General features: G+C 65.7%; 14 protein-coding genes. 6 read left to right on the top strand and 8 right to left on the bottom strand.

Annotated elements, in window-relative coordinates; all coding sequences use genetic code 11:
• The first annotated feature begins 83 nt into the window (after positions 1 to 83).
• Complete coding sequence (locus JQ566_RS33990; protein ID WP_212380538.1) at positions 84 to 653, top strand: nucleotidyltransferase family protein; 570 nt, start codon at positions 84 to 86, stop codon at positions 651 to 653.
• A gap of 183 nt (positions 654 to 836) precedes the next feature.
• On the opposite strand, the gene JQ566_RS33985 is transcribed toward JQ566_RS33990, so the two are convergent.
• The 3 genes from JQ566_RS33985 to JQ566_RS33975 all read right to left on the bottom strand — a co-directional run bounded on the left by JQ566_RS33985 (position 837) and on the right by JQ566_RS33975 (position 3,481).
• Positions 837 to 1,403 (bottom strand): PAN domain-containing protein, encoded by a 567-nt coding sequence (locus JQ566_RS33985; RefSeq protein ID WP_212380536.1) that lies wholly within the window; start codon positions 1,401 to 1,403, stop codon positions 837 to 839.
• A gap of 112 nt (positions 1,404 to 1,515) precedes the next feature.
• The gene (locus JQ566_RS33980) at positions 1,516 to 2,886 is read right to left on the bottom strand and encodes a glutamate--cysteine ligase (RefSeq protein ID WP_212380534.1); all 1,371 of its coding nucleotides are present in this window, start codon (positions 2,884 to 2,886) and stop codon (positions 1,516 to 1,518) included.
• Positions 2,887 to 2,986: 100 nt separating this feature from the next.
• Complete coding sequence (locus JQ566_RS33975; RefSeq protein WP_212380532.1) at positions 2,987 to 3,481, bottom strand: MarR family winged helix-turn-helix transcriptional regulator; 495 nt, start codon at positions 3,479 to 3,481, stop codon at positions 2,987 to 2,989.
• A 519-nt stretch (positions 3,482 to 4,000) separates the two neighbouring features.
• On the opposite strand from JQ566_RS33975, the gene JQ566_RS33970 reads away from it, so the two are divergent.
• Positions 4,001 to 4,309, top strand: coding sequence for a hypothetical protein (locus JQ566_RS33970; RefSeq protein ID WP_245452296.1), 309 nt, complete (start codon positions 4,001 to 4,003; stop codon positions 4,307 to 4,309).
• 300 nt (positions 4,310 to 4,609) lie between these two features.
• Here JQ566_RS33970 and JQ566_RS33965 read toward each other — a convergent pair whose 3' ends face one another.
• The 4 genes from JQ566_RS33965 to JQ566_RS33950 form a co-directional block, all read right to left on the bottom strand.
• Positions 4,610 to 6,823 (bottom strand): FAD-dependent oxidoreductase, encoded by a 2,214-nt coding sequence (locus JQ566_RS33965; RefSeq protein ID WP_212380530.1) that lies wholly within the window; start codon positions 6,821 to 6,823, stop codon positions 4,610 to 4,612.
• A 154-nt stretch (positions 6,824 to 6,977) separates the two neighbouring features.
• On the bottom strand, positions 6,978 to 8,186 hold the full coding sequence (locus tag JQ566_RS33960; RefSeq protein WP_212380527.1) for an acetyl-CoA C-acetyltransferase: 1,209 nt from the start codon (positions 8,184 to 8,186) through the stop codon (positions 6,978 to 6,980).
• 55 nt (positions 8,187 to 8,241) lie between these two features.
• Positions 8,242 to 10,032, bottom strand: coding sequence for an acyl-CoA dehydrogenase C-terminal domain-containing protein (locus JQ566_RS33955; protein WP_212380525.1), 1,791 nt, complete (start codon positions 10,030 to 10,032; stop codon positions 8,242 to 8,244).
• Positions 10,033 to 10,089: 57 nt separating this feature from the next.
• Positions 10,090 to 10,476 carry a nuclear transport factor 2 family protein gene (locus JQ566_RS33950; RefSeq protein WP_212380523.1) on the bottom strand — a complete coding sequence of 129 codons (387 nt, stop codon included), beginning with the start codon at positions 10,474 to 10,476 and terminating at the stop codon, positions 10,090 to 10,092.
• A 198-nt stretch (positions 10,477 to 10,674) separates the two neighbouring features.
• Here JQ566_RS33950 and JQ566_RS33945 point away from each other — a divergent pair, with 198 nt between their 5' ends.
• The 4 genes from JQ566_RS33945 (at position 10,675) to JQ566_RS33930 (ending at position 16,974) form a co-directional block, all read left to right on the top strand.
• Positions 10,675 to 11,265: a PadR family transcriptional regulator gene (locus JQ566_RS33945; RefSeq protein WP_212380521.1), complete on the top strand. Its 591-nt coding sequence runs from the start codon at positions 10,675 to 10,677 to the stop codon at positions 11,263 to 11,265.
• A gap of 306 nt (positions 11,266 to 11,571) precedes the next feature.
• The gene (locus tag JQ566_RS33940) at positions 11,572 to 14,961 is read left to right on the top strand and encodes a tetratricopeptide repeat protein (protein WP_212380519.1); all 3,390 of its coding nucleotides are present in this window, start codon (positions 11,572 to 11,574) and stop codon (positions 14,959 to 14,961) included.
• A 328-nt stretch (positions 14,962 to 15,289) separates the two neighbouring features.
• Complete coding sequence (locus tag JQ566_RS33935; protein WP_212380517.1) at positions 15,290 to 16,207, top strand: sulfite exporter TauE/SafE family protein; 918 nt, start codon at positions 15,290 to 15,292, stop codon at positions 16,205 to 16,207.
• Entirely contained in the window at positions 16,204 to 16,974 is a 771-nt protein-coding gene (locus tag JQ566_RS33930; RefSeq protein WP_212380515.1) for a TIGR02186 family protein, read from the top strand. Before JQ566_RS33935 ends, JQ566_RS33930 begins: the two co-directional genes overlap by 4 nt.
• A gap of 114 nt (positions 16,975 to 17,088) precedes the next feature.
• On the opposite strand, the gene JQ566_RS33925 is transcribed toward JQ566_RS33930, so the two are convergent.
• On the bottom strand, positions 17,089 to 18,000 hold the full coding sequence (locus JQ566_RS33925; RefSeq protein ID WP_212380513.1) for a DMT family transporter: 912 nt from the start codon (positions 17,998 to 18,000) through the stop codon (positions 17,089 to 17,091).
• Positions 18,001 to 18,111: the final 111 nt, after the last annotated feature.

Genomic DNA, 18,111 nt, shown 5'->3' with positions numbered 1-18,111 from the left:
TCTGACTCTCCGTGGGTTCGAGTGTGGAAACCCAAACCTATCGGAAAGGCCACGCTCACCGCCCATGGAATCTACGATTTCCGATGACCCGCGACGAATTCCTCGCTCTCGCCTTACGCAATCCGATCAACGCCGCGATTCTCGACGAGCTGCACCGCCTCGCGCTGCCGGATGCTTGGCTGGTCGCAGGTTGCCTGGTGCAGACGGTGTGGAACGTGCTCACAGGGCGCCCGATCAATCACGGCATCGCCGATTACGACGTGTTCTATTTCGATCTCGATACGTCGTGGGAGGCGGAGGACGCGGTGATCCGTAAGCTACAGGAGCGGTCGGCGCATCTCGGCGTCAAGGTCGAGATCCGCAACCAGGCGCGGGTGCATCTATGGTACCCCGACAAGCATGGCCTGCCCTATCCGCCGCTGACGCGCTCGACTGATGGTATCGATCGCTTCCTGACCCAGAACACGCAAATCGGGGTGAGGCGCGCGGGCGAGAGTTTCGACGTCTATGCGCCGCACGGATTCGACGACGTCGCGAGCTTGATCGTGCGGCCCAATCGGGCGCTGAATTTTTCCGCCGCCAATTACGAAGCGAAGGCTGCGCGCTGGAAGGCGCTGTGGCCGGAGATCACGGTGATCGCGGCGGACGCCTAAGCCTCACGTGTCCCGGACAAGACGCATCGTGAAACGATGCGGCGCAGAGCCGGGACCCATGCGCAACAGAATGCAGTGTGGCATAGGCCCCGGCTCTGCAGCGCAGCGCTGAAGGAGCGCCGCCATAGCGCGTCGAAGACGCGCGTAAACGCGCTGATGGCGTCCGGGGCACGAGTACGAATACTACCGCACCACGCCCGAGGTGAATCCCGCCTTGCGGCGCGGCGGCTTGATCTCCTTTTTCAGGAAGCAGCGCGCCTCGCGTCCGGTGTAGCCCGGGCGGGCATAGGTGAAGGCACGGCATTTGTTGTCGGCGGTACAGGCGGCCTTGCAGGCCTCCACGCTTTCACCGTCCTTGAGCTCGAAATTGCGCAAATCGCCGCCAGGGCGGTCGATCGAGGTCTCGACGCCCTCGACGCGCGGCTCGATCACGCCGGCGCCGCGCACCCCCGAGATACAGCAACTTCCCGGCACGCGCGCCGGCACGGTGTTCTTCAGCCAGCACACCGCCGCGGCGCCGTCGACGTCGGGATAGCTGAAGCTCCAGGAGCGGCAGCGGCGATCGCGCTCGCACAGCAACGCGCAATCCTCGGGATCGCCCGAGGTGACCGGCGTGCTGAAATAATCGCCGCCGGGCCGGTCGAACGCCGTCTGGGCAGGCGCCGGCACGCTCGCACATGCGAGCAAAAGCAGCGTGACACATGCCACGACGCTGGCCATGACGCCCCCGGACAGGCGGCCCTTCCCCATCGGAACAGCTTTCGAGTTATTGACGACGCTCAGGTTTTTTCAGCCGACCATTTGATCGCCGCAAACCTGTATGGGCGATGAACGGCTCAATCCCGATCGTTGGCCTGTAGGTCTAGAACGCGTACTCCGCGTAGGCCGGTTCCACCGAGCCCTTCCAGGGACCGTTGAACTTCTCCAGCATCTCCTCCGCCGGCGTCCGGCCGGAATCGATGATGCGGTCGAGCGGCTCGAGGTGCCGGGTCTCGTCGCGTCCGAGCTGGTCGATCCGGCCGCGGCGGCGCAGGCCGGCATGTGCCAGAACGAGGCAGTCCTTGGCGATCTCGAACAGATAGCGGTCCTTGATCCGCGCCTTGAAGCCGAGGCGCGGCACGTCGTCGCGCAAGGCCTGACGCTCATGTGCACTCCAGTGCTTCACCATGTCCCAGGCGGCATCGAGCGACACATCGTCGTAGAGCAGCCCGACCCAGAATGCCGGCAGCGCCGGCAAACGGCCCCACGGTCCGCCGTCGGAGCCGCGCATCTCGAGATAGCGCTTCAGCCGCACTTCCGGGAAGATCGTCGAGAGATGGTTGGCCCAGTCCGACAGCGTCGGACGCTCGCCGGGAAGGTTGTTGTTGCGGCCGTCGAAGAACGCGCGGAACGAGGAGCCCGACACGTCGATGTACTCCTCGTCGCGCTTGACGAAATACATGGGCACGTCGAGCGCGTAGTCGACGTAACGCTCGAACCCCATGCCGTCCTCGAACGCCCACGGCATCATGCCCGCGCGCGCGTTGTCGGTGTCGCGCCAGATCTCGGACCGGAAGGAGAGGAAGCCATTCGGCTTGCCCTCGGTGAACGGCGAATTGGCGAACAGCGCAGTCGCGACCGGCTGGAGCGCGAGCGAGACGCGCAGCTTCTTGACCATGTCGGCTTCGGAGGAGAAGTCGAGATTGGTCTGCACCGTGCAGGTCCGGTACATCATGTCGAGGCCGTACTGACCGACCTTCGGCATGTAATTGGTCATGATCTTGTAGCGGCCCTTGGGCATCACCGGGATATCGGCGCGCGACCAGGACGGCGTCATGCCGAGCCCGAGGAAGCCGATGCCGAGCGGCGTTGCGATCTCGCGCACTTGTGCAAGATGCGCCATCAACTCGCTCTGGGTCTGGTGCACGTTCTCGACCGGGGCGCCGGACAGCTCGAACTGTCCGCCCGGCTCGAGCGAGATCGCGCCGCCGCCGGTGACGTCGTAGAGGCCGATGATGTTGCCCCTCTCCATGATCGGCTCCCAGCCGAGCAGGAGCTTCATGCCTTCGAGCAGCGCACCGATGCCGCGCGCGCCCTCGTAAGGGACAGGACGGTGGCCGTCGAGCGTGAACGGCGTCTTCTCGTGCTCGGTGCCCATGCGGAATTCGGACGGGTCCTTGCAGCCAGCCTCGAACCACGCGACGAGTTCGTCGCGCGATTGCAGCGGCGTCATATCGATCTGGTCTCGCGCCATATCAAACTCTATTCAAAAGGCGCTTCGACCGAACGCGCGCGGGTGACAGGGATGGTCCGCGAACCCACCGGTTGCGCGGACGAACGGGTTTGCCGCGCGATCATCGCGGCGGCATGCTTTCATTGACGCCCGCGGGCGGCAGTTTCATCTCGCCGCACGAGCAGCCCAGGCGGTCGAGCAGGCTGCTGAGCTTGACGGCGTCGGCATCCGACAGCTTCGAACCGACATATTTCTCGATCGCCGCCGAATAGGCGCCCCACATCCGCTTCTGCAACTCGCGGCCGGCTTCCGTGATCTCGACGAACTGGCCGCGCTTGTCGATCTTGCATTCGCGCCGCGAGGCGAGGCCCTCGTCGACCAGGCGGTCGATCAGCCGCGAGGTAGAATATTGCGGAATCAGCATCTGCCGCTCGAGTTCGACCGGCCGCAGCTCGCCCGAGGGCGCCCGCGACAATTCGAGCAGCGCATCATACCAGGCCAGCGGCGGGAAGCCGGCCTTTTTCAAGTCCTGCTCGACGCAATCGAGCACGCGGCTCTGCACCCGCATCAGGCGGATCCAGGCGGCTGTTGCCTCGGTCGATGGTTTGCGTTTCATGGTCCCGCTCAAGCTCGTCGCCCGTCTCTTACTCCATTCGATGCACCTGCATCAATCTTGACTATTTCAAGCAGGTGCATGTAGTCGTTCTTTCGGCAGAACCAAGGATCGGGCGGAGGAAGTTCCGTAAAACCGTACGCTTCGCCCGGTGCCCGCCCGCGTTCCCCACATCGCGCTCCTGGAAGCCAGGCCAGCCCGATAGCTGGTCGAGGTCGAATCGGCGCCAACAGGCTCGAAAATGGTGAGGATTATCTGAAGCTGAACCCCTGGGGGCCAGGTCCCTGCGCTGGGCCTCGACAGCAACGAGATCGTGACCGAAGGCCCGGCGATTGTCCAGATGATCGCCGATCAGGCCTCAGCCGTGGCGCCGGCGCCGGCCGTCAATTTTACGAGCATTGTCGGGGTTAACAATAAATCTGCGTTCTGCGCTCCGCGGAGGTCAGCATCCTTGTGAGAGCAATCCACTTGGCTCAGCTTCAGCGCGGGACATGACGCAGACCGCTGGACCGGAAAGCCATTGTGACGACTGTACTCCTCCTCCTGCTCGCGAGCGCAATCACTGGCCTGGCGACGGGGCTATTCTTCCGAGTCTGGACTTTGTTGCTGGTCTCGCCGGCGACCGCGATCCTTGCCGCGACGGTCCTTCAGACCTCAGGCTTTGGCTTTTGGACGGGGGTTCCAATCGTCGTCGGCTGCCTGATCGCCGGCCAGGTCGCCTATTTGGCGGCGACGTTCTACGTGCACAGAGGGGAGCTTTCAGTGCAGGACGAGATCGACGGCGAACCAGGCAAGCACGGCCAGCGCCATATCAAGGACGAGGACGAGTAGGACCAGGCCGACCCACGAAGGAATTTTTCTGCGCCGCCGGAGGAGCCTGCGGCGCGGCCACGGCCGACCCTGCAGCAACAGGGGGGCGTATCTTACCGCAACGCCGGCTGCGCTGTCTTGAGACACCGTGGGGATCATTGCGGGACACTTTCAATTCCAATGGGCCATCCGGTGGATCATCAGCAAGAGCGGTGCCAGGGCGGAGCGAGCGTGGCCCCGCGGGCGCGCTACTCGGAAAATAAGAAAGGCCGGATCGATGATCCGGCCTTTTGTTTCTGCGTGGATGGGATAACGGTCCCGTCAGGCCGCCACCTTCTTCGGCGCGAACCGTCCGTAGAACGTCTCGCCCTTCGCTGCCATCTCTTCCAGGAGTTTCGGCGGGGTGAAGCGCGAGCCATATTTCGCCTCCAGCTTGTGGCAGAGCTCGACGAACTTCTTCGTGCCCATGAAGTCGATATAGGACAGCGTGCCGCCGGTGAACGGCGCGAAGCCGAAGCCGAGGATCGAGCCGACATCCGCTTCGCGCGGATCGGTGATGACGTGATCCTCCACCGTGCGCGCGGCTTCCACCGCCTGCACCACCAGGAAGCGCTGCTTCAGCTCCTCGATATCGAGCGTATCGGGGTCGAGCTGCTTCGGCTGCAGCGCGGAGAGACCCGGCCACAGGCTCTTCTGGCCCTTGCCCTTCTCGGGGTAATCGTAGAAGCCCTTGCTGTTCTTGCGCCCCAAGCGGCCCTGCTTCTCGACCAGTTCCACCATCAGCTTCTTCTGCTCGGGATTGATGGCGTTGGGGCCGAGATCGGCTTCGGTCGCCTTCATGATCTTCAGACCAAGATCGAGCGCGACTTCGTCCGACAGCGAGAGCGGACCGACCGGCATGCCGGCCATCTTGGCGCAGTTCTCGATCATCGCGGGCGGCACGCCCTCGAGGAACATCTCGTTGCCTTCGGCGACGTAACGGCCGACGCAGCGATTGGCGAAGAAGCCTCTGGAGTCGTTGACCACGATCGGCGTCTTGCCGATCTGGCGGACGTAGTCGAGCGCAGTCGCCAGCGCGACATCGCCGGTGTTCTTGCCGAGGATGATCTCGACCAGCATCATCTTCTCGACCGGCGAGAAGAAGTGGATGCCGACGAACTTGCCCTGGTCCTTGAAGCTCTCGGCCAGCGAGGTGATCGGCAGCGTCGAAGTGTTCGACGCGAAGATCACGTCGGGCTTGAGGTACTGCTGCGCCTTGGCGAAGGTCTCAGCCTTGACCTTGCGGTCTTCGAACACGGCCTCGATGACGAGGTCGACATCCCCAAGCGCCGCATAGTCTGCCGTCGGCGTGATGCGCGCGAGCAGAGCTTCGGCATCACCGGGCTTGGCGCGGCCCTTCTTGATCTGCTCCTCGATCACCTTCTGCGCATGCGCCTTGCCCTTGTCGGCGCTCTCCTGGTCGCGGTCGATCAGGACGACGTCGAGGCCGGCGCGGGCCGAGACGTAGCCGACGCTGGCGCCCATGAAACCGGCGCCGATCACGGCGATCTTCTTCACCTTGGTCGCGGGCACGTCCTTCGGACGGCGCGCGCCCTTGTTGAGCTCCTGCATCGACAGGAACAGGCTGCGGATCATCGCGGCCGCTTCCTTCGAGCGCAGCACCGAGGTGAAGTAGCGCGACTCGACGCGGAGCGCGGCGTCGATCGGCAACTGCAGGCCTTCATACACGCAGCTCATGATCGCGCGCGCGGCCGGATAGTTGTCGTAGGTCTCGCGGCGATAAATCGCATTGCCGGCCGGGAACATCATCATGCCGGCCTTGGAGAACACCGGGCCGCCGGGCAGCTTGAAACCCTTCTCGTCCCAGGGCGCGACGGCCTTGCCGCCGCCCTTGATCCAGTCCTTCGCGGCCTTGATGAGATCGGCGGCGGGAACGATGGCATGGATCAGGTTCAGCGCCTTGGCCTTCTCGACCGTGACAGGATCGCCCTTGAGCAGGATCGTCATGGCGTCCTGCGGGGGCACCAGGCGCGGCACGCGCTGCGTGCCGCCGGCGCCGGGGAACAGGCCGACCTTGACCTCGGGCAGGCCGAGGCGCGTCTTGGGATTCTCCGCCGCGACACGATAGTGGCAGCACAGCGTGATCTCGAAGCCGCCGCCGAGCGCGAGGCCGTTGATCGCGGCTGCCCACGGCTTGCCTGACGTTTCGATTGAGCGCAGCACCAGCGAGAAGCGGCGGCTCTGGTCGAACAGCATCTGGTTCGCCGCTGTCTCGCCCTGCTCCTTGAAGACCTTCGCATAGGCCTGGTTCATGCCTTCGAGCATCGACAGGTCGGCGCCCGCACAGAACGCCTCTTTCGCGGAGGTGATGACGACGCCCTTCACCGCGGCGTCTGCCGTGGTCGCCTTGACGATCGCTTCGAGCTCGTTGGTCGAGGTCTCGTCGAGCACGTTCATCGAACGGCCCGGGATGTCCCAGGTGACGAGCGCGATGCCGTCGGAATCGGTCTCAACCCTGAAGTTCTTGTACGACATGTTGGTTGCTCCTCGGTGCCGCAGCCGATCTCAGGCGCGGCGGTTGACTTGAGATCTCGTAGGGTGGGCAAAGGCACTCTTGCGCCGTGCCCACCATCATTCGCGAAGACAGCAGTGGTGGTCACGCTTCGCTTTGCCCACCCACGGCAGCTCGTTACACCCGCTCGATGATGGTCGCGGTGCCCATGCCGCCGCCGATGCACAGCGTCACGAGAGCCGTGGACTTGTTGGTGCGCTCGAGCTCGTCGAGCACGGTGCCGAGGATCATCGCGCCGGTCGCGCCTAACGGATGACCGAGCGCGATCGCGCCGCCATTGACGTTGATCTTGGCATTGTCGATGTCGAAGGCCTGGATGTAGCGCAGCACGACGGAGGCGAAGGCCTCGTTGAGCTCGAACAGGTCGATGTCCGACTTCTTCATGCCGGAACGCGCAAAGAGCTTCTCGGTGACGTCGACCGGACCGGTCAGCATCATCGCAGGCTCCGAGCCGATGTTGGCGAAGGCACGGATTTTTGCGCGCGGCTTCATGCCGTATTTCGCACCCGCCTCCTTGCTGCCGAGCAGCACGGCGCCGGCGCCGTCGACGATGCCCGACGAATTGCCGGCGTGATGCACGTAGTTGACGCGCTCGATCTCGGGGTGCGACTGGATCGCGACGCCGTCGAAACCGCCCATCTGCGCCATCATCGTGAACGAGGGCTGCAGCTGCGCCAGCGACTGCATCGTGGTCGAGGGACGCATGTGCTCGTCCTTGGCGAGGATGGTGAGACCGTTGATGTCCTTCACCGGCACCACCGACTTGTCGAAGCGGCCCTCGTCCCAGGCCTTAGCCGCACGCTGTTGGCTCTGCACCGCATAGGCATCGACGTCGTCGCGCGAGAAGCCGTATTTCGTGGCAATCAGATCGGCCGACACACCCTGCGGCATGAAATAGGCCGGCACTGCGATCGAGGGGTCCACCGGCCAGGCGCCGCCGGAGGCGCCGATGCCGACGCGGCTCATCGATTCGGCGCCGCCGCCGATCACGAGCTCATGCTGGCCGCTCATGATCTGCGCGGCGGCGAAGTTCACGGCATCGAGGCCGGAGGCGCAGAAGCGGCTGATCTGCACGCCGGGCACGGCATCGCCGAGACCGGCCTTGAGCGCCGCGAAGCGCGCGATGTCGGAGCCGGCTTCACCGACCGGATCGACCACGCCGAGGATAACGTCGTCGACGGAATCCTGCGGCAGGTTGTTGCGGTCCTTCAGTGCCTTCAGCGGCACGGTCGCAAGCGCGAGCGCGGTCACTTCGTGCAGCGCGCCGTCCGGCTTGCCGCGGCCGCGGGGGGTGCGGACGTGATCGTAGATGAATGCCTCAGGCATGACGCCCTCCTGATGTGATGTTCAATACGATTGGGAGCAGGCAGCGGAAGCAGGCTCAGAACGCTTCCGCCGGCAATTCCATGATGGTGGCGCAGCCGGCCTGGATGCGCGCGAGATTGGCGGCGGTCTCCGGCAGCATCCGCTCCATGAAGAAACGGCCGGTGACGAGCTTGGTGGAGAGATAGGGCGTGGCCCCGCTCTCGGCAATCTTGGCATTCGTCACCTTCGCCATCTTCGCCCACATGTAGCCGAGCGCGACGAAGCCGAAGAGATGCATGTAGTCGGTCGCGGCCGCGCCGGCATTGTCCGGCTTCGCCATCGCGTTCTGCATCAGCCACGTGGTGGCCTGCTGGAGATGGCCGAGCGAGGCCGAGAGCGGGGTGATGAAGGGCTTCATCGCCTCGTCGCCGCCGTTCTCCTTGGCGAAGGCCATGACCTCGCCGAAGAAGGCCATGATGGCGCGGCCGCCGTCGCGCGGCAGCTTGCGGCCGACGAGGTCGAGCGCCTGGATGCCGTTGGCGCCTTCATAGATCATGGCGATGCGCGCATCGCGCACGAACTGCTCCATGCCCTGCTCGGCGATGTAGCCGTGGCCGCCATACATCTGCTGCGCCTGCACTGCGTTGGCAAAACCGTACTCGGTCAGGAAGCCCTTCAGCACCGGCGTCATCAGGCCCATGTGATCGTCGGCGGACTGACGGTCCTTCGGATCTTCCGAGCGGTGGGCGACGTCGCTCTTCAGCGCGGTCCACATCACGAAGGCGCGCGCGGCTTCGTTGAAGGCTCGGATCGAGAGCAGCGTGCGGCGCACGTCGGGATGCACGATGATCGGGTCGGCCGGCTTGTCCGGCGCCTTGGCACCGGTGAGCGCGCGGCCCTGGATACGCTCGCGGGCATAGGCGACGGCGTTCTGATAGGCGACCTCGGACTGCGCGAGGCCCTGCACGGCGACGCCGAGGCGGGCCTCGTTCATCATCACGAACATGCCCTGCATGCCCTTGTTCTCTTCGCCGATCAGCCAGCCGGTGGCGTTGTCGTAGTTCATCACGCAGGTGGAATTGCCGTGGATGCCCATCTTGTGCTCGATCGAGCCGCAGACGACGCCATTGCGCTGCCCCACCGAACCGTCGGCATTCACCAGGAATTTCGGCACCACGAACAGCGACACGCCCTTGATGCCGGCCGGCGCGCCCTCGATGCGGGCGAGCACGAGGTGGATGATGTTATCGGCGAGATCGTGCTCGCCGGCCGAGATGAAGATCTTGGTGCCCGTGATCTTGAAGCTGCCGTCGGCCTGCCGCACCGCCTTGGTGCGGAGCATGCCGAGATCGGTGCCGCAATGCGGCTCGGTCAGGTTCATGGTGCCGGTCCACTCACCCGCGATCATCTTCGGCACGTAGGTCTGCTTCTGCTCCGGCGAGCCGTGCACCAGCAGCGCTGCGGTCGCGCCCATGGTGAGGCCGCCATACATCGAGAATGCCATGTTGGCGGAGATCTGGAATTCGTTAACCGCCTGGCTCAGCGTCACCGGCAGGCCCTGGCCGCCATATTCAGCCGGCGCCGACAGACCGAGCCAGCCGCCTTCGGCGACCTGCTTGAAGGCGTCCTTGAAACCCTTCGGCGTGGTGACGCTGCCGTCGTCTGCGCGCTTGCAGCCCTCGAGATCGCCGACGCGATTGAGCGGCTGCAGCACCTCTTCGGCGAGCTTGGCGGCTTCGCCCAGGATCGCCTCGCGCACGTCGCTCGACGCATCGGAGAAGCCCGGCAGATTGTCGTAGCGGTCGATCTGGAAGACGTCGTTGAGCAGGAAGTTCACGTCTTCGACGGGGGCTTTATAGATCGGCATGGCGTTCTCCCGGCATTAGCCTTGAAGTCATTGGGCCTTGAAGTGACGATGTTGGGCTTATGATTGGGCGGCGGCAAGCTGCTCCGCCATCAGGCGGTGCAGCATGTTGATCGCCTTGAGCGGGCGCACCATCACCTTGAAATGGGTGATGCGTCCCTCGCTATCGAAGCTGATGATGTCGACGCCGTTGATCTCGATGCCGTCGATGACATTCTTGAATTCGAGCACGGCGCCGCGCTCGTTCTTCCACTCGCCGACATAGGTGAAGCCGGGACCGCCGAGCACCTTCTCGGCGCTGGAGAGGTATTTGAAGGTGATGTCGCGGCCGCGCTGCGGCGAATGCACGACGGGGCTTTCGAACACGGCGTCAGGATGCAGGAGGTCCCAGAGCGCGGCGCGGTCGTGAGACTTCATGTAGGCGTACCAGGAATCGAGGCCGGTCATTCTCGGGTGCCTCCCTCAAGGCAAGGGCAAAAAGTGCGAAAACAACCCCATGCACAGTAGCGAGGAGATTGATTTCACTTGATTATTCAGTCGGGCCTTTGGCCCGCCCGCACGCTGCCTCATATGCACATTGACGCATATGCGCCGATACGCATAAAGTCAAGCAGGTTTAGTCAGACTTGAGAAGGGAGGCCGGTCATGGCGCTGGGCGACGCAATCCTCGCATGCCTGACGGAACGTCCTATGACGGGCTACGAGCTCGCCAAGACGTTCGATTCCTCGATCGGCTTCTTCTGGAAGGCCGACCACCAGCAGATCTACCGCGAGCTCTCCAAGCTGCGCGACCGCGGCCACATCCAGGGCCGCGAGGTCGTGCAGTCGGGCAAGCCCAATAAACTGATTTATACGCTGACTCCCGAGGGGCGAACAGCACTGCGGCACTGGGCCGCGCGGCCAAGCACGCCGCCCTCGATCAAGGACGACCTCCTGGTGCGGCTGCATGCGCTCGACAGCATCGACATCGAGCCCATGCGCACCGACCTGATGGCCCGCCTGGAGCACCACCGCGACCGCCACGCCAATTACGAGCGCATCCTGAAGAAGCGATTCCCCGACGGCACGGCGGAAGGCCGGCTCGATCTCGGCAATTTGCTCCTGCTCCGCTTAGGGGCCCGGCACGAGCAGATGGTGGCCGACTTCTGCGAGGAGGCGCTGGAGGCGCTCTCGGCGATGAGCGGCAAGGCTACCGTGGTGCCGCTGGAGGACGGCAAGCGCGAGGGGAAGGGGTGAGCTCTCTCCAACCGTCATGGCCGGGCTTGTCCCGGCCATCCACGACCTTTCGCGCGGCACTGAAGAACGTGGATGCCCGGGACAAGCCCGGGCATGACGAGCATCGGTGCAAGCTGGCCCCCCGGTTCCCGCCGCCCAACTTTAAGACACCCGCGCCGCATTCCTTAACCCGTTATTTACCGTAACAGGAAAAAGTCGGTTTTCGAGGCAGACGACCCGCGCCAAATTCGATTGTCTTTGCAACCGGCACGCGTGGGGAGGCTGGAGGCGCCGGGTGGGGCGCCGGAGTCGGAACCGGACAGAGTCATGAATTCGCGCGTATCGTGGAGTGTTGACGGTATCGATCCATCCGTCCGGGAGCGGGCCGAAGCTGCTGCGCGTCGTGCGGGCATGTCGCTCAACGATTGGCTGAACTCCACGCTCGGCGAGACGACCCCGCCGAACTTCCGCGGACCCTACGACCAGCGTCCGCAACACATGCCGAGTCAGGAGAGCCGCGAAGTCGCCGACATCCACCAGCGGCTCGATGCGATCACCCAGCAGATCGAACGGATTTCCAAGCCCGCCCCGCGCCAAGACTCTTCAAGACCAGACGTCTCGCGCGAGCAGGGCGTCGCGCGCCAGCTCAACGACGCGATCTCGCGGCTCGATGCACGCCTGTCGCAAATCTCCCGCCCGCAGCGACAACCGCAGCAGCCGCAGGCGCCGCGCCCCGCACCGGCCGACACGCGCCAGCGCCAGGCCGATGCGGTCGAGCGCGCGGCCGCGCAGCTCTATCGCAGCTCACCGCCCCTGAGCCCGGCTTCGTTCGACGTCGCGGTCGCCGAGATCACCGCGCGCCAGAGCGAGCTCGACGGCTTTACGCCGAGGCACATGCCGCCGCGGGCCGCGCCGTCGCTTGCGCCCAATGCAGCTCCCTTGGCCGCTCCTTACGCGCCGCCGATGGCGCCGCCTGCGCCCGCCTATGCTCCGCCGCCACCGCAGCCGGGACCGGATTTTTCCTCGCTCGAACGCCATCTGCTCAAGATCACGAGCCAGATCGAGTCGCTGCAGCGCCCTGACAATACCGAGCAGGCGATCGCCGCCTTCCGCAGCGAGCTTGCCGAAATCCGTGCCGCCATCACCGAGGCAATGCCGCGGCGCGCGATCGAATCGATCGAGAACGAGATCCGCTCGCTACACCGTCGCATCGACGAGACCCGCTCCAACGGCACCGACGGCCAGGTGCTGTCAGGCATTGAGCGCGCGCTGTCCGACATCAAGCAGGTGCTGCGCACGCTGACGCCGGCGGAGCAGCTCACCGGTTACGACGAGGCGATCCGCAATCTCGGCGCCAAGCTCGATCTGATCCTGCGCGCCAATGACGATCCCTCGACCGTGCAGCAGCTCGAAGGCGCGATCTCCGCGCTGCGCGCCATCGTCTCCAACGTCGCGTCCAACGAAGCGCTCGCGCGGCTTTCCGAAGACGTGCAGCTGCTGTCGTCCAAGGTCGACCAGGTCACCCGCGCCTCCGGCCACAGCGACAGCTTCGCGGTGCTGGAGCAGCGCATCGCGGCGCTCACCGCCGCGCTCGAAGCCCGCGAGCGGCCGCAGCCGTCCGAGAGCACCGAGCATCTGGAAGCTGCGATCCGCGCGCTGTCGGACCGTTTCGACCGCATGCAGGTCGGCAACGATTCCGCCTCGACCTTCGCCCATCTCGAGCAGCGCGTCTCCTATCTGCTGGAACGGATCGAAGCCGCCTCCGATCCGCGCAACGGCAATTTGAGCCGCGTCGAGGACGGGCTGCACGACATCCTCAGGCACCTGGAGCGGCAGCAGGCGACCTATGCGGCCCTCGCCGAGAGCCGCAACTCCGCGCCGCCGCCCGATTCCGGCGTGGTCGATCTCGTCAAGCGCGAGCTCTCCGACATCCGCTTCAGCCAGGCCGAGACCAACCGCAGCACCCAGGATTCGCTCGACGCCGTCCACAGCGCGCTCGGCCACGTCGTCGATCGCCTCTCGATGATCGAGGGCGATCTGCGCGCGGTGCGCACCGCGCCGCCGGCCCCCGCCCCGCAGCCGATGCCGATGGAGCCGGCGCCGATGGCGCGTGAGCCGCGGCCGCAAGCACAGCCGCCGAAATACGATCCGAAGCCGGAGCTGCCCAACCCCGCCGCGGCACAAGCGGCGCAGGCCGCGTTCGTCGCCGCACCGCGCGAATTCCATGCTGCTGCGCCCGCGGCGCTGCCGCCGATGCCGCCGCCTGTTCCGCCGCGCGCGATCAGCGAGATCCTGGAGCCGCATACGGCGCCGGCGCGCGCTGCGATCGCGCCGGAACTGCCGCCGGATCATCCGCTCGAGCCGGGCACCCGGCCCGGCGGACGCGTCGCCACGCCGTCGGAGCGAATCGCCGCCTCCGAGAGTGCGATCAGCGAAATTCCCGCGGCTCCGAAGGAGCCGGTATCGTCGTCGAGCTTCATCGCGGCCGCGCGCCGCGCAGCGCAAGCTGCCGCCGCGCAGCCACCCGAGAAGCCGGCCCGTGGCGCCAAGGCCGCGATCGCCCGTGCCAAGGACAAGGGCCAGGAAGCTGGCATCACCTCGAAAATCCGCTCGCTGCTGGTCGGCGCGAGCGTGGTCGTGATCGTGCTCGGCACCTTCAAGATGGCGATGAACCTGCTCGAAGGTGGCAGCCCGTCGCCGACCCCGCAGGCGATGCAAAATATTCCGAGCGAGCCGGCACCGCAGGCCGCGCCAGCGCCGGTCGAGACCAAGCCCGCCACGCCCGAGCAGATCACGCCGTCGATGACCTCGCCGACGCCGATCGGACGGCAATCCCAGAACAATGCCGCACCGGCGCCGGCCGCCAATCCGGCCAGCTCGGCCTCGGTTGAAATCCCGCCCGCACCTGCCGCGGCCCCGCCGCCACCGGCCTCCGGCGACGTCACCGGCGCACTGTCGGGCACGAGCCGCGCGCGGCTCGGCCTCGTCCAGGTGCCACCGAGCGAGAAGCTGCCTGACGGCATCGGCGGCCCTAGCCTGCGCACCGCCGCGATGAAGGGCGATGCGACCGCGGCCTACGAGATCGGCGTACGCTTTGCGGAAGGCAAGGGCGTCGCCACCAATTACGACGAAGCGGCGAAGTGGTACGACCGCGCAGCGCAGGCCGGCGTCGTCCCCGCGACCTTCCGCCTCGGCACGCTCTACGAAAAGGGCCTCGGCGTGAGGAAGGACGCCGACATCGCGCGCCGCTACTACACCCAGGCCGCCGAGCGCGGCAACGCCAAGGCGATGCACAATCTCGCGGTGCTCGATGCCGATGGCGGCGGACGCGGCGCCAATTACAAGAGCGCGGCGCAGTGGTTCCGCAAGGCTGCCGATCGCGGCGTCGCCGACAGCCAGTTCAACCTCGGCATCCTCTATGCCCGCGGCATCGGCGTCGAGCAGAACCTCGCCGAGTCCTACAAATGGTTCAGCCTCGCGGCCGCGCAGGGCGATGCGGATGCCGCCGGCAAGCGCGACGACGTCGCCAAGCGCCTCGACCCGCAATCGCTCGCCGCCGCCAAGCTCGCGATCCAGACGTTCAGCGCCGAGCCGCAGCCCGACGATGCCGTCAACGTTGCGACCCCGAACGGCGGCTGGGACACCGCGCCGCAGGCAAGCGCAAAACCGGCGCCGAAGGCGGTCGCGACCAAGCGCTCGGCCTCGGCCGCGCATTAAGCAGCTTACTGCGCTCTCTCATCTTGTCGTCGCCCGGCTTGACCGGGCGACCCGGTATTCCAGAGGCCGGCGTTAAGGAGCTCGCTGTCACAACAACGGGCGCGGCGTACTGGATGCCCCGGTCAAGCCGGGGCATGACAGCGGAGAAGGTGGCAGAAGCCGCGGCGCGCGGTGACCAGCCAACCGATCCCACTTAACGCATTCACCACGCCCAAAATTCCTGACCCGCCCGCCAGCAAATTCCGCTATTGAGGGGCGCGGCAATCGTTCCGCCCTCCCGCGAGCATTCCGCGATAGTCGATCCGTCTCGCCGGAGCGTGGTCCTTCAATGCAGCTCTACCTTCCGATCGCCGATCTTCCGGTCAACGTCTTCCTGGTGCTGGCGATGGGCGCGGCGGTCGGCTTCGTCTCCGGCATGTTCGGCATCGGCGGCGGCTTCCTGATGACGCCGCTTCTGATCTTCATCGGCATCACGCCGGCGGTGGCGGTCGCCTCCGTCACGAGCCACATCGCGGCCTCGTCCTTTTCCGGCGCCCTCTCCTATTGGCGACGCCGCGCGATCGATCCGGCGCTGGCGAGTGTTCTCTTATGCGGCGGCGTGACCGGGACGACGCTCGGCGTGTGGACCTTCACGCAGCTGCGCGCGCTCGGCCAGCTCGACCTGATGATCGCGCTCTCCTACGTCGTGCTGCTCACCACCGTCGGCAGCCTGATGTTCTCGGAAGGGCTGCGCGCGTTGATGCGAACCCGGCGCGGCGCGCTGCCGCCACGACGCAGCCACAACTGGATCCACGGCTTGCCGCTGAAGATGCGGTTCAAGCGCTCGAAGATCTATCTCTCTGTCATCCCCGTGGTGATCGTCGGCATCGTGATCGGCTTCATCGGCGCCATCATGGGCATCGGCGGCGGCTTCATCCTGGTGCCGATCATGATCTATCTGCTGAGGGTGCCGACCTCGACGGTGATCGGGACCTCGATGGTGTTGACGCTGGTCACAATGTTGTTCGCGACCCTGCTGCACGCCGTGACCAATCACCTCGTCGACGCCGTGCTGGCGCTGATCCTGATGGTCGGCGGCGTCACCGGGGCGCAGTTCGGGGCCCGCGCCGGCCAGAAGATCCGCGGCGAGCAGCTGCGGCTGCTGCTGGGCTTGCTCATCCTCTCGGTCGGCGTCCGCTTCGCGATCGAGCTGGTGATCCAGCCTTCGGATCTCTTCACCATCCGCGAGCTTGGAGTGAGCGGATGACGCGCACGCTTCTCGCCATCGTTCTCGTCCTGCTGCTCGGCGGCGCTGCGCGGGCCGAGCGGCTGATCGTGTCGGTCTCCAACCATCGCGTCACGGTGACGCCGAACTATTCCGGCGAGGAGCTAGTGCTGTTCGGCTCGGTCGAGAAAGATGCGACGACGCCGGCCGACCGCACGGCTTACGATCTCGTGGTCACCGTGATGGGCCCGCGCGCCGACATGGTGACGCGGCGCAAGGAGCGCACCTTCGGCATCTGGATCAACACCGATTACCGGCAGTTCCTGCAGGTGCCGAGCTATCTTGCGCTGTTCGCGAACCGCCCGTTCGATGCGATCACCTCGCCCGAGATCGCTCGGCGGCAGCAGATCGGGCTCAACAACGTGCTGCTGACGCAGCGGGTCGGCGGCGACTTTGCCGACGTGGTGCCGAACGATGCGTTCCGCTCGGCTTTCATTCGCCTGCGCACCCAGCGCGGACTTTATCGCGAGGATGGAAGCGCGGTGACGTTCCTGACGCCGACGCTGTTCCGCACCGGCATTCCGCTGCCGGCAGAGGTGCCGATCGGGACCTATGAGGTCGAGATCAAGCTGTTCGCGAACGGCGCGTTCATCGGCAAGACCGAGACCGCGTTCGAGATCGTCAAGGTCGGCTTCGAGCAGTTCGTCGCGACCACCGCGCGGCAGAACGGCCTGATCTACGGCCTCGCCACCGCGGCCATGGCGCTGATGACGGGGTGGATGGCATCGATCGTGTTCAGAAAGGATTGAGGATCGTTGTCATTCCGGGGCGCGCGCAGCGCGAACCCGGAATCCATCCATCCGCAGAGTTGGTGGCCCGATGGATTCCGGGCTCGACGCTTCGCGTCGCCCCGGAATGACAGCTCAGGGCGCAGCCCTCGCCGGCCGCGTCACCAGATAAATGCCGAGCGCGACCGGAATGATGCCGAGCAGGTCGCGGGCCTCGATGTGCTCGCCGAGCACGAGGAACGCGAACAGCATGCCGAGCGGCGGCATCAGGAAGTGATAGGCGCTGGCGGCGGTGGCGCCGCACACCTTCAAGAGGTGAAACCAGAGCCAGTAGGCGAGGATCGAGCCGCCGAGCACGAGGAAGGCGAAGGCGCCGATCAGGCTCGGCGTATAGTCGATAGCGTGGACGTCTGCGAAGATGAGCGCGACCGGCGCGAGCACGATGCCGGCGGCGAGGTTCTGCACGCCATTGCCGATCCACAGGGACCCCTTCGGCGCCAGCAGCTTGAACAGGATGGTGCCGGCGACGAGCGAGGCCAGCGAGGCCAGCGTGAAGACGATGCCATGCAGGGAATCGGTGCCGACCGACAGGCGGTGCCAGACGATCGCCGTCACGCCGATGACGCCGAGCAAGAGGCCGCTCGCCTTGCGCCAGGTCATGCCTTCGCCAAGCAGCAGCGCGGCGAGCGCCGCCGTGAACACAGGATTGGCCGAGACGATCAGGCCGCCGAGACCGGCGGAGACCGATTGCAGGCCGGTGTAGCCGAGCCCGAGATAGAGTGCGTTGTTGGCGATGCCGAGCACCGCGAAGATGGCGACATCGCGCCAGGACAATGACCAGGCCTCGCCACGGATCATCGTGGCGCCCAGGATCAGAATGCCGGCAAGCGAGAAACGCGCCGCGAGCAGGATCAGCGGCGGGCAATGGGTGACGCCGATCTTGCCGGCGACGAAGGCGTAGCTCCAGAGCAGGCAGAACAGGCCGATGGCGAGCGGCAGCGTGTTGAAGCGGCTGCGAGGTGCGGGAAGCGAGGTGGCGAGGGACATGAGGGCATTCTCGGATGTTTTTTCTTCTGGCCCTCGATCTAGGGACGCCGCTTGTCATTTGGAAATTAAATGATTAACTCCGCCTCAGTGGATTTTCGAATGGAGACAGGC

Origin of the sequence: Bradyrhizobium sp. SZCCT0231 (assembly GCF_018130245.1) — a bacterium.
Classification (GTDB): domain Bacteria; phylum Pseudomonadota; class Alphaproteobacteria; order Rhizobiales; family Xanthobacteraceae; genus Bradyrhizobium; species Bradyrhizobium japonicum_F.
The sequence above is the reverse complement of the archived record's forward strand: the minus strand, read 5'-3'. Positions and strand labels throughout refer to the sequence as shown.

What these genes read in the sequence shown, in the direction of transcription:
- JQ566_RS33990 (WP_212380538.1), top strand. Translation starts at nt 84, where the DNA reads ATGACCCGCGACGAATTCCTCGCTCTCGCCTTACGCAATCCGATCAAC.
- JQ566_RS33985 (WP_212380536.1), bottom strand. Translation starts at nt 1,403, where the DNA reads ATGGGGAAGGGCCGCCTGTCCGGGGGCGTCATGGCCAGCGTCGTGGCA.
- JQ566_RS33980 (WP_212380534.1), bottom strand. Translation starts at nt 2,886, where the DNA reads ATGGCGCGAGACCAGATCGATATGACGCCGCTGCAATCGCGCGACGAA.
- JQ566_RS33975 (WP_212380532.1), bottom strand. Translation starts at nt 3,481, where the DNA reads ATGAAACGCAAACCATCGACCGAGGCAACAGCCGCCTGGATCCGCCTG.
- JQ566_RS33965 (WP_212380530.1), bottom strand. Translation starts at nt 6,823, where the DNA reads ATGTCGTACAAGAACTTCAGGGTTGAGACCGATTCCGACGGCATCGCG.
- JQ566_RS33960 (WP_212380527.1), bottom strand. Translation starts at nt 8,186, where the DNA reads ATGCCTGAGGCATTCATCTACGATCACGTCCGCACCCCCCGCGGCCGC.
- JQ566_RS33955 (WP_212380525.1), bottom strand. Translation starts at nt 10,032, where the DNA reads ATGCCGATCTATAAAGCCCCCGTCGAAGACGTGAACTTCCTGCTCAAC.
- JQ566_RS33950 (WP_212380523.1), bottom strand. Translation starts at nt 10,476, where the DNA reads ATGACCGGCCTCGATTCCTGGTACGCCTACATGAAGTCTCACGACCGC.
- JQ566_RS33945 (WP_212380521.1), top strand. Translation starts at nt 10,675, where the DNA reads ATGGCGCTGGGCGACGCAATCCTCGCATGCCTGACGGAACGTCCTATG.
- JQ566_RS33940 (WP_212380519.1), top strand. Translation starts at nt 11,572, where the DNA reads ATGAATTCGCGCGTATCGTGGAGTGTTGACGGTATCGATCCATCCGTC.
- JQ566_RS33935 (WP_212380517.1), top strand. Translation starts at nt 15,290, where the DNA reads ATGCAGCTCTACCTTCCGATCGCCGATCTTCCGGTCAACGTCTTCCTG.
- JQ566_RS33930 (WP_212380515.1), top strand. Translation starts at nt 16,204, where the DNA reads ATGACGCGCACGCTTCTCGCCATCGTTCTCGTCCTGCTGCTCGGCGGC.
- JQ566_RS33925 (WP_212380513.1), bottom strand. Translation starts at nt 18,000, where the DNA reads ATGTCCCTCGCCACCTCGCTTCCCGCACCTCGCAGCCGCTTCAACACG.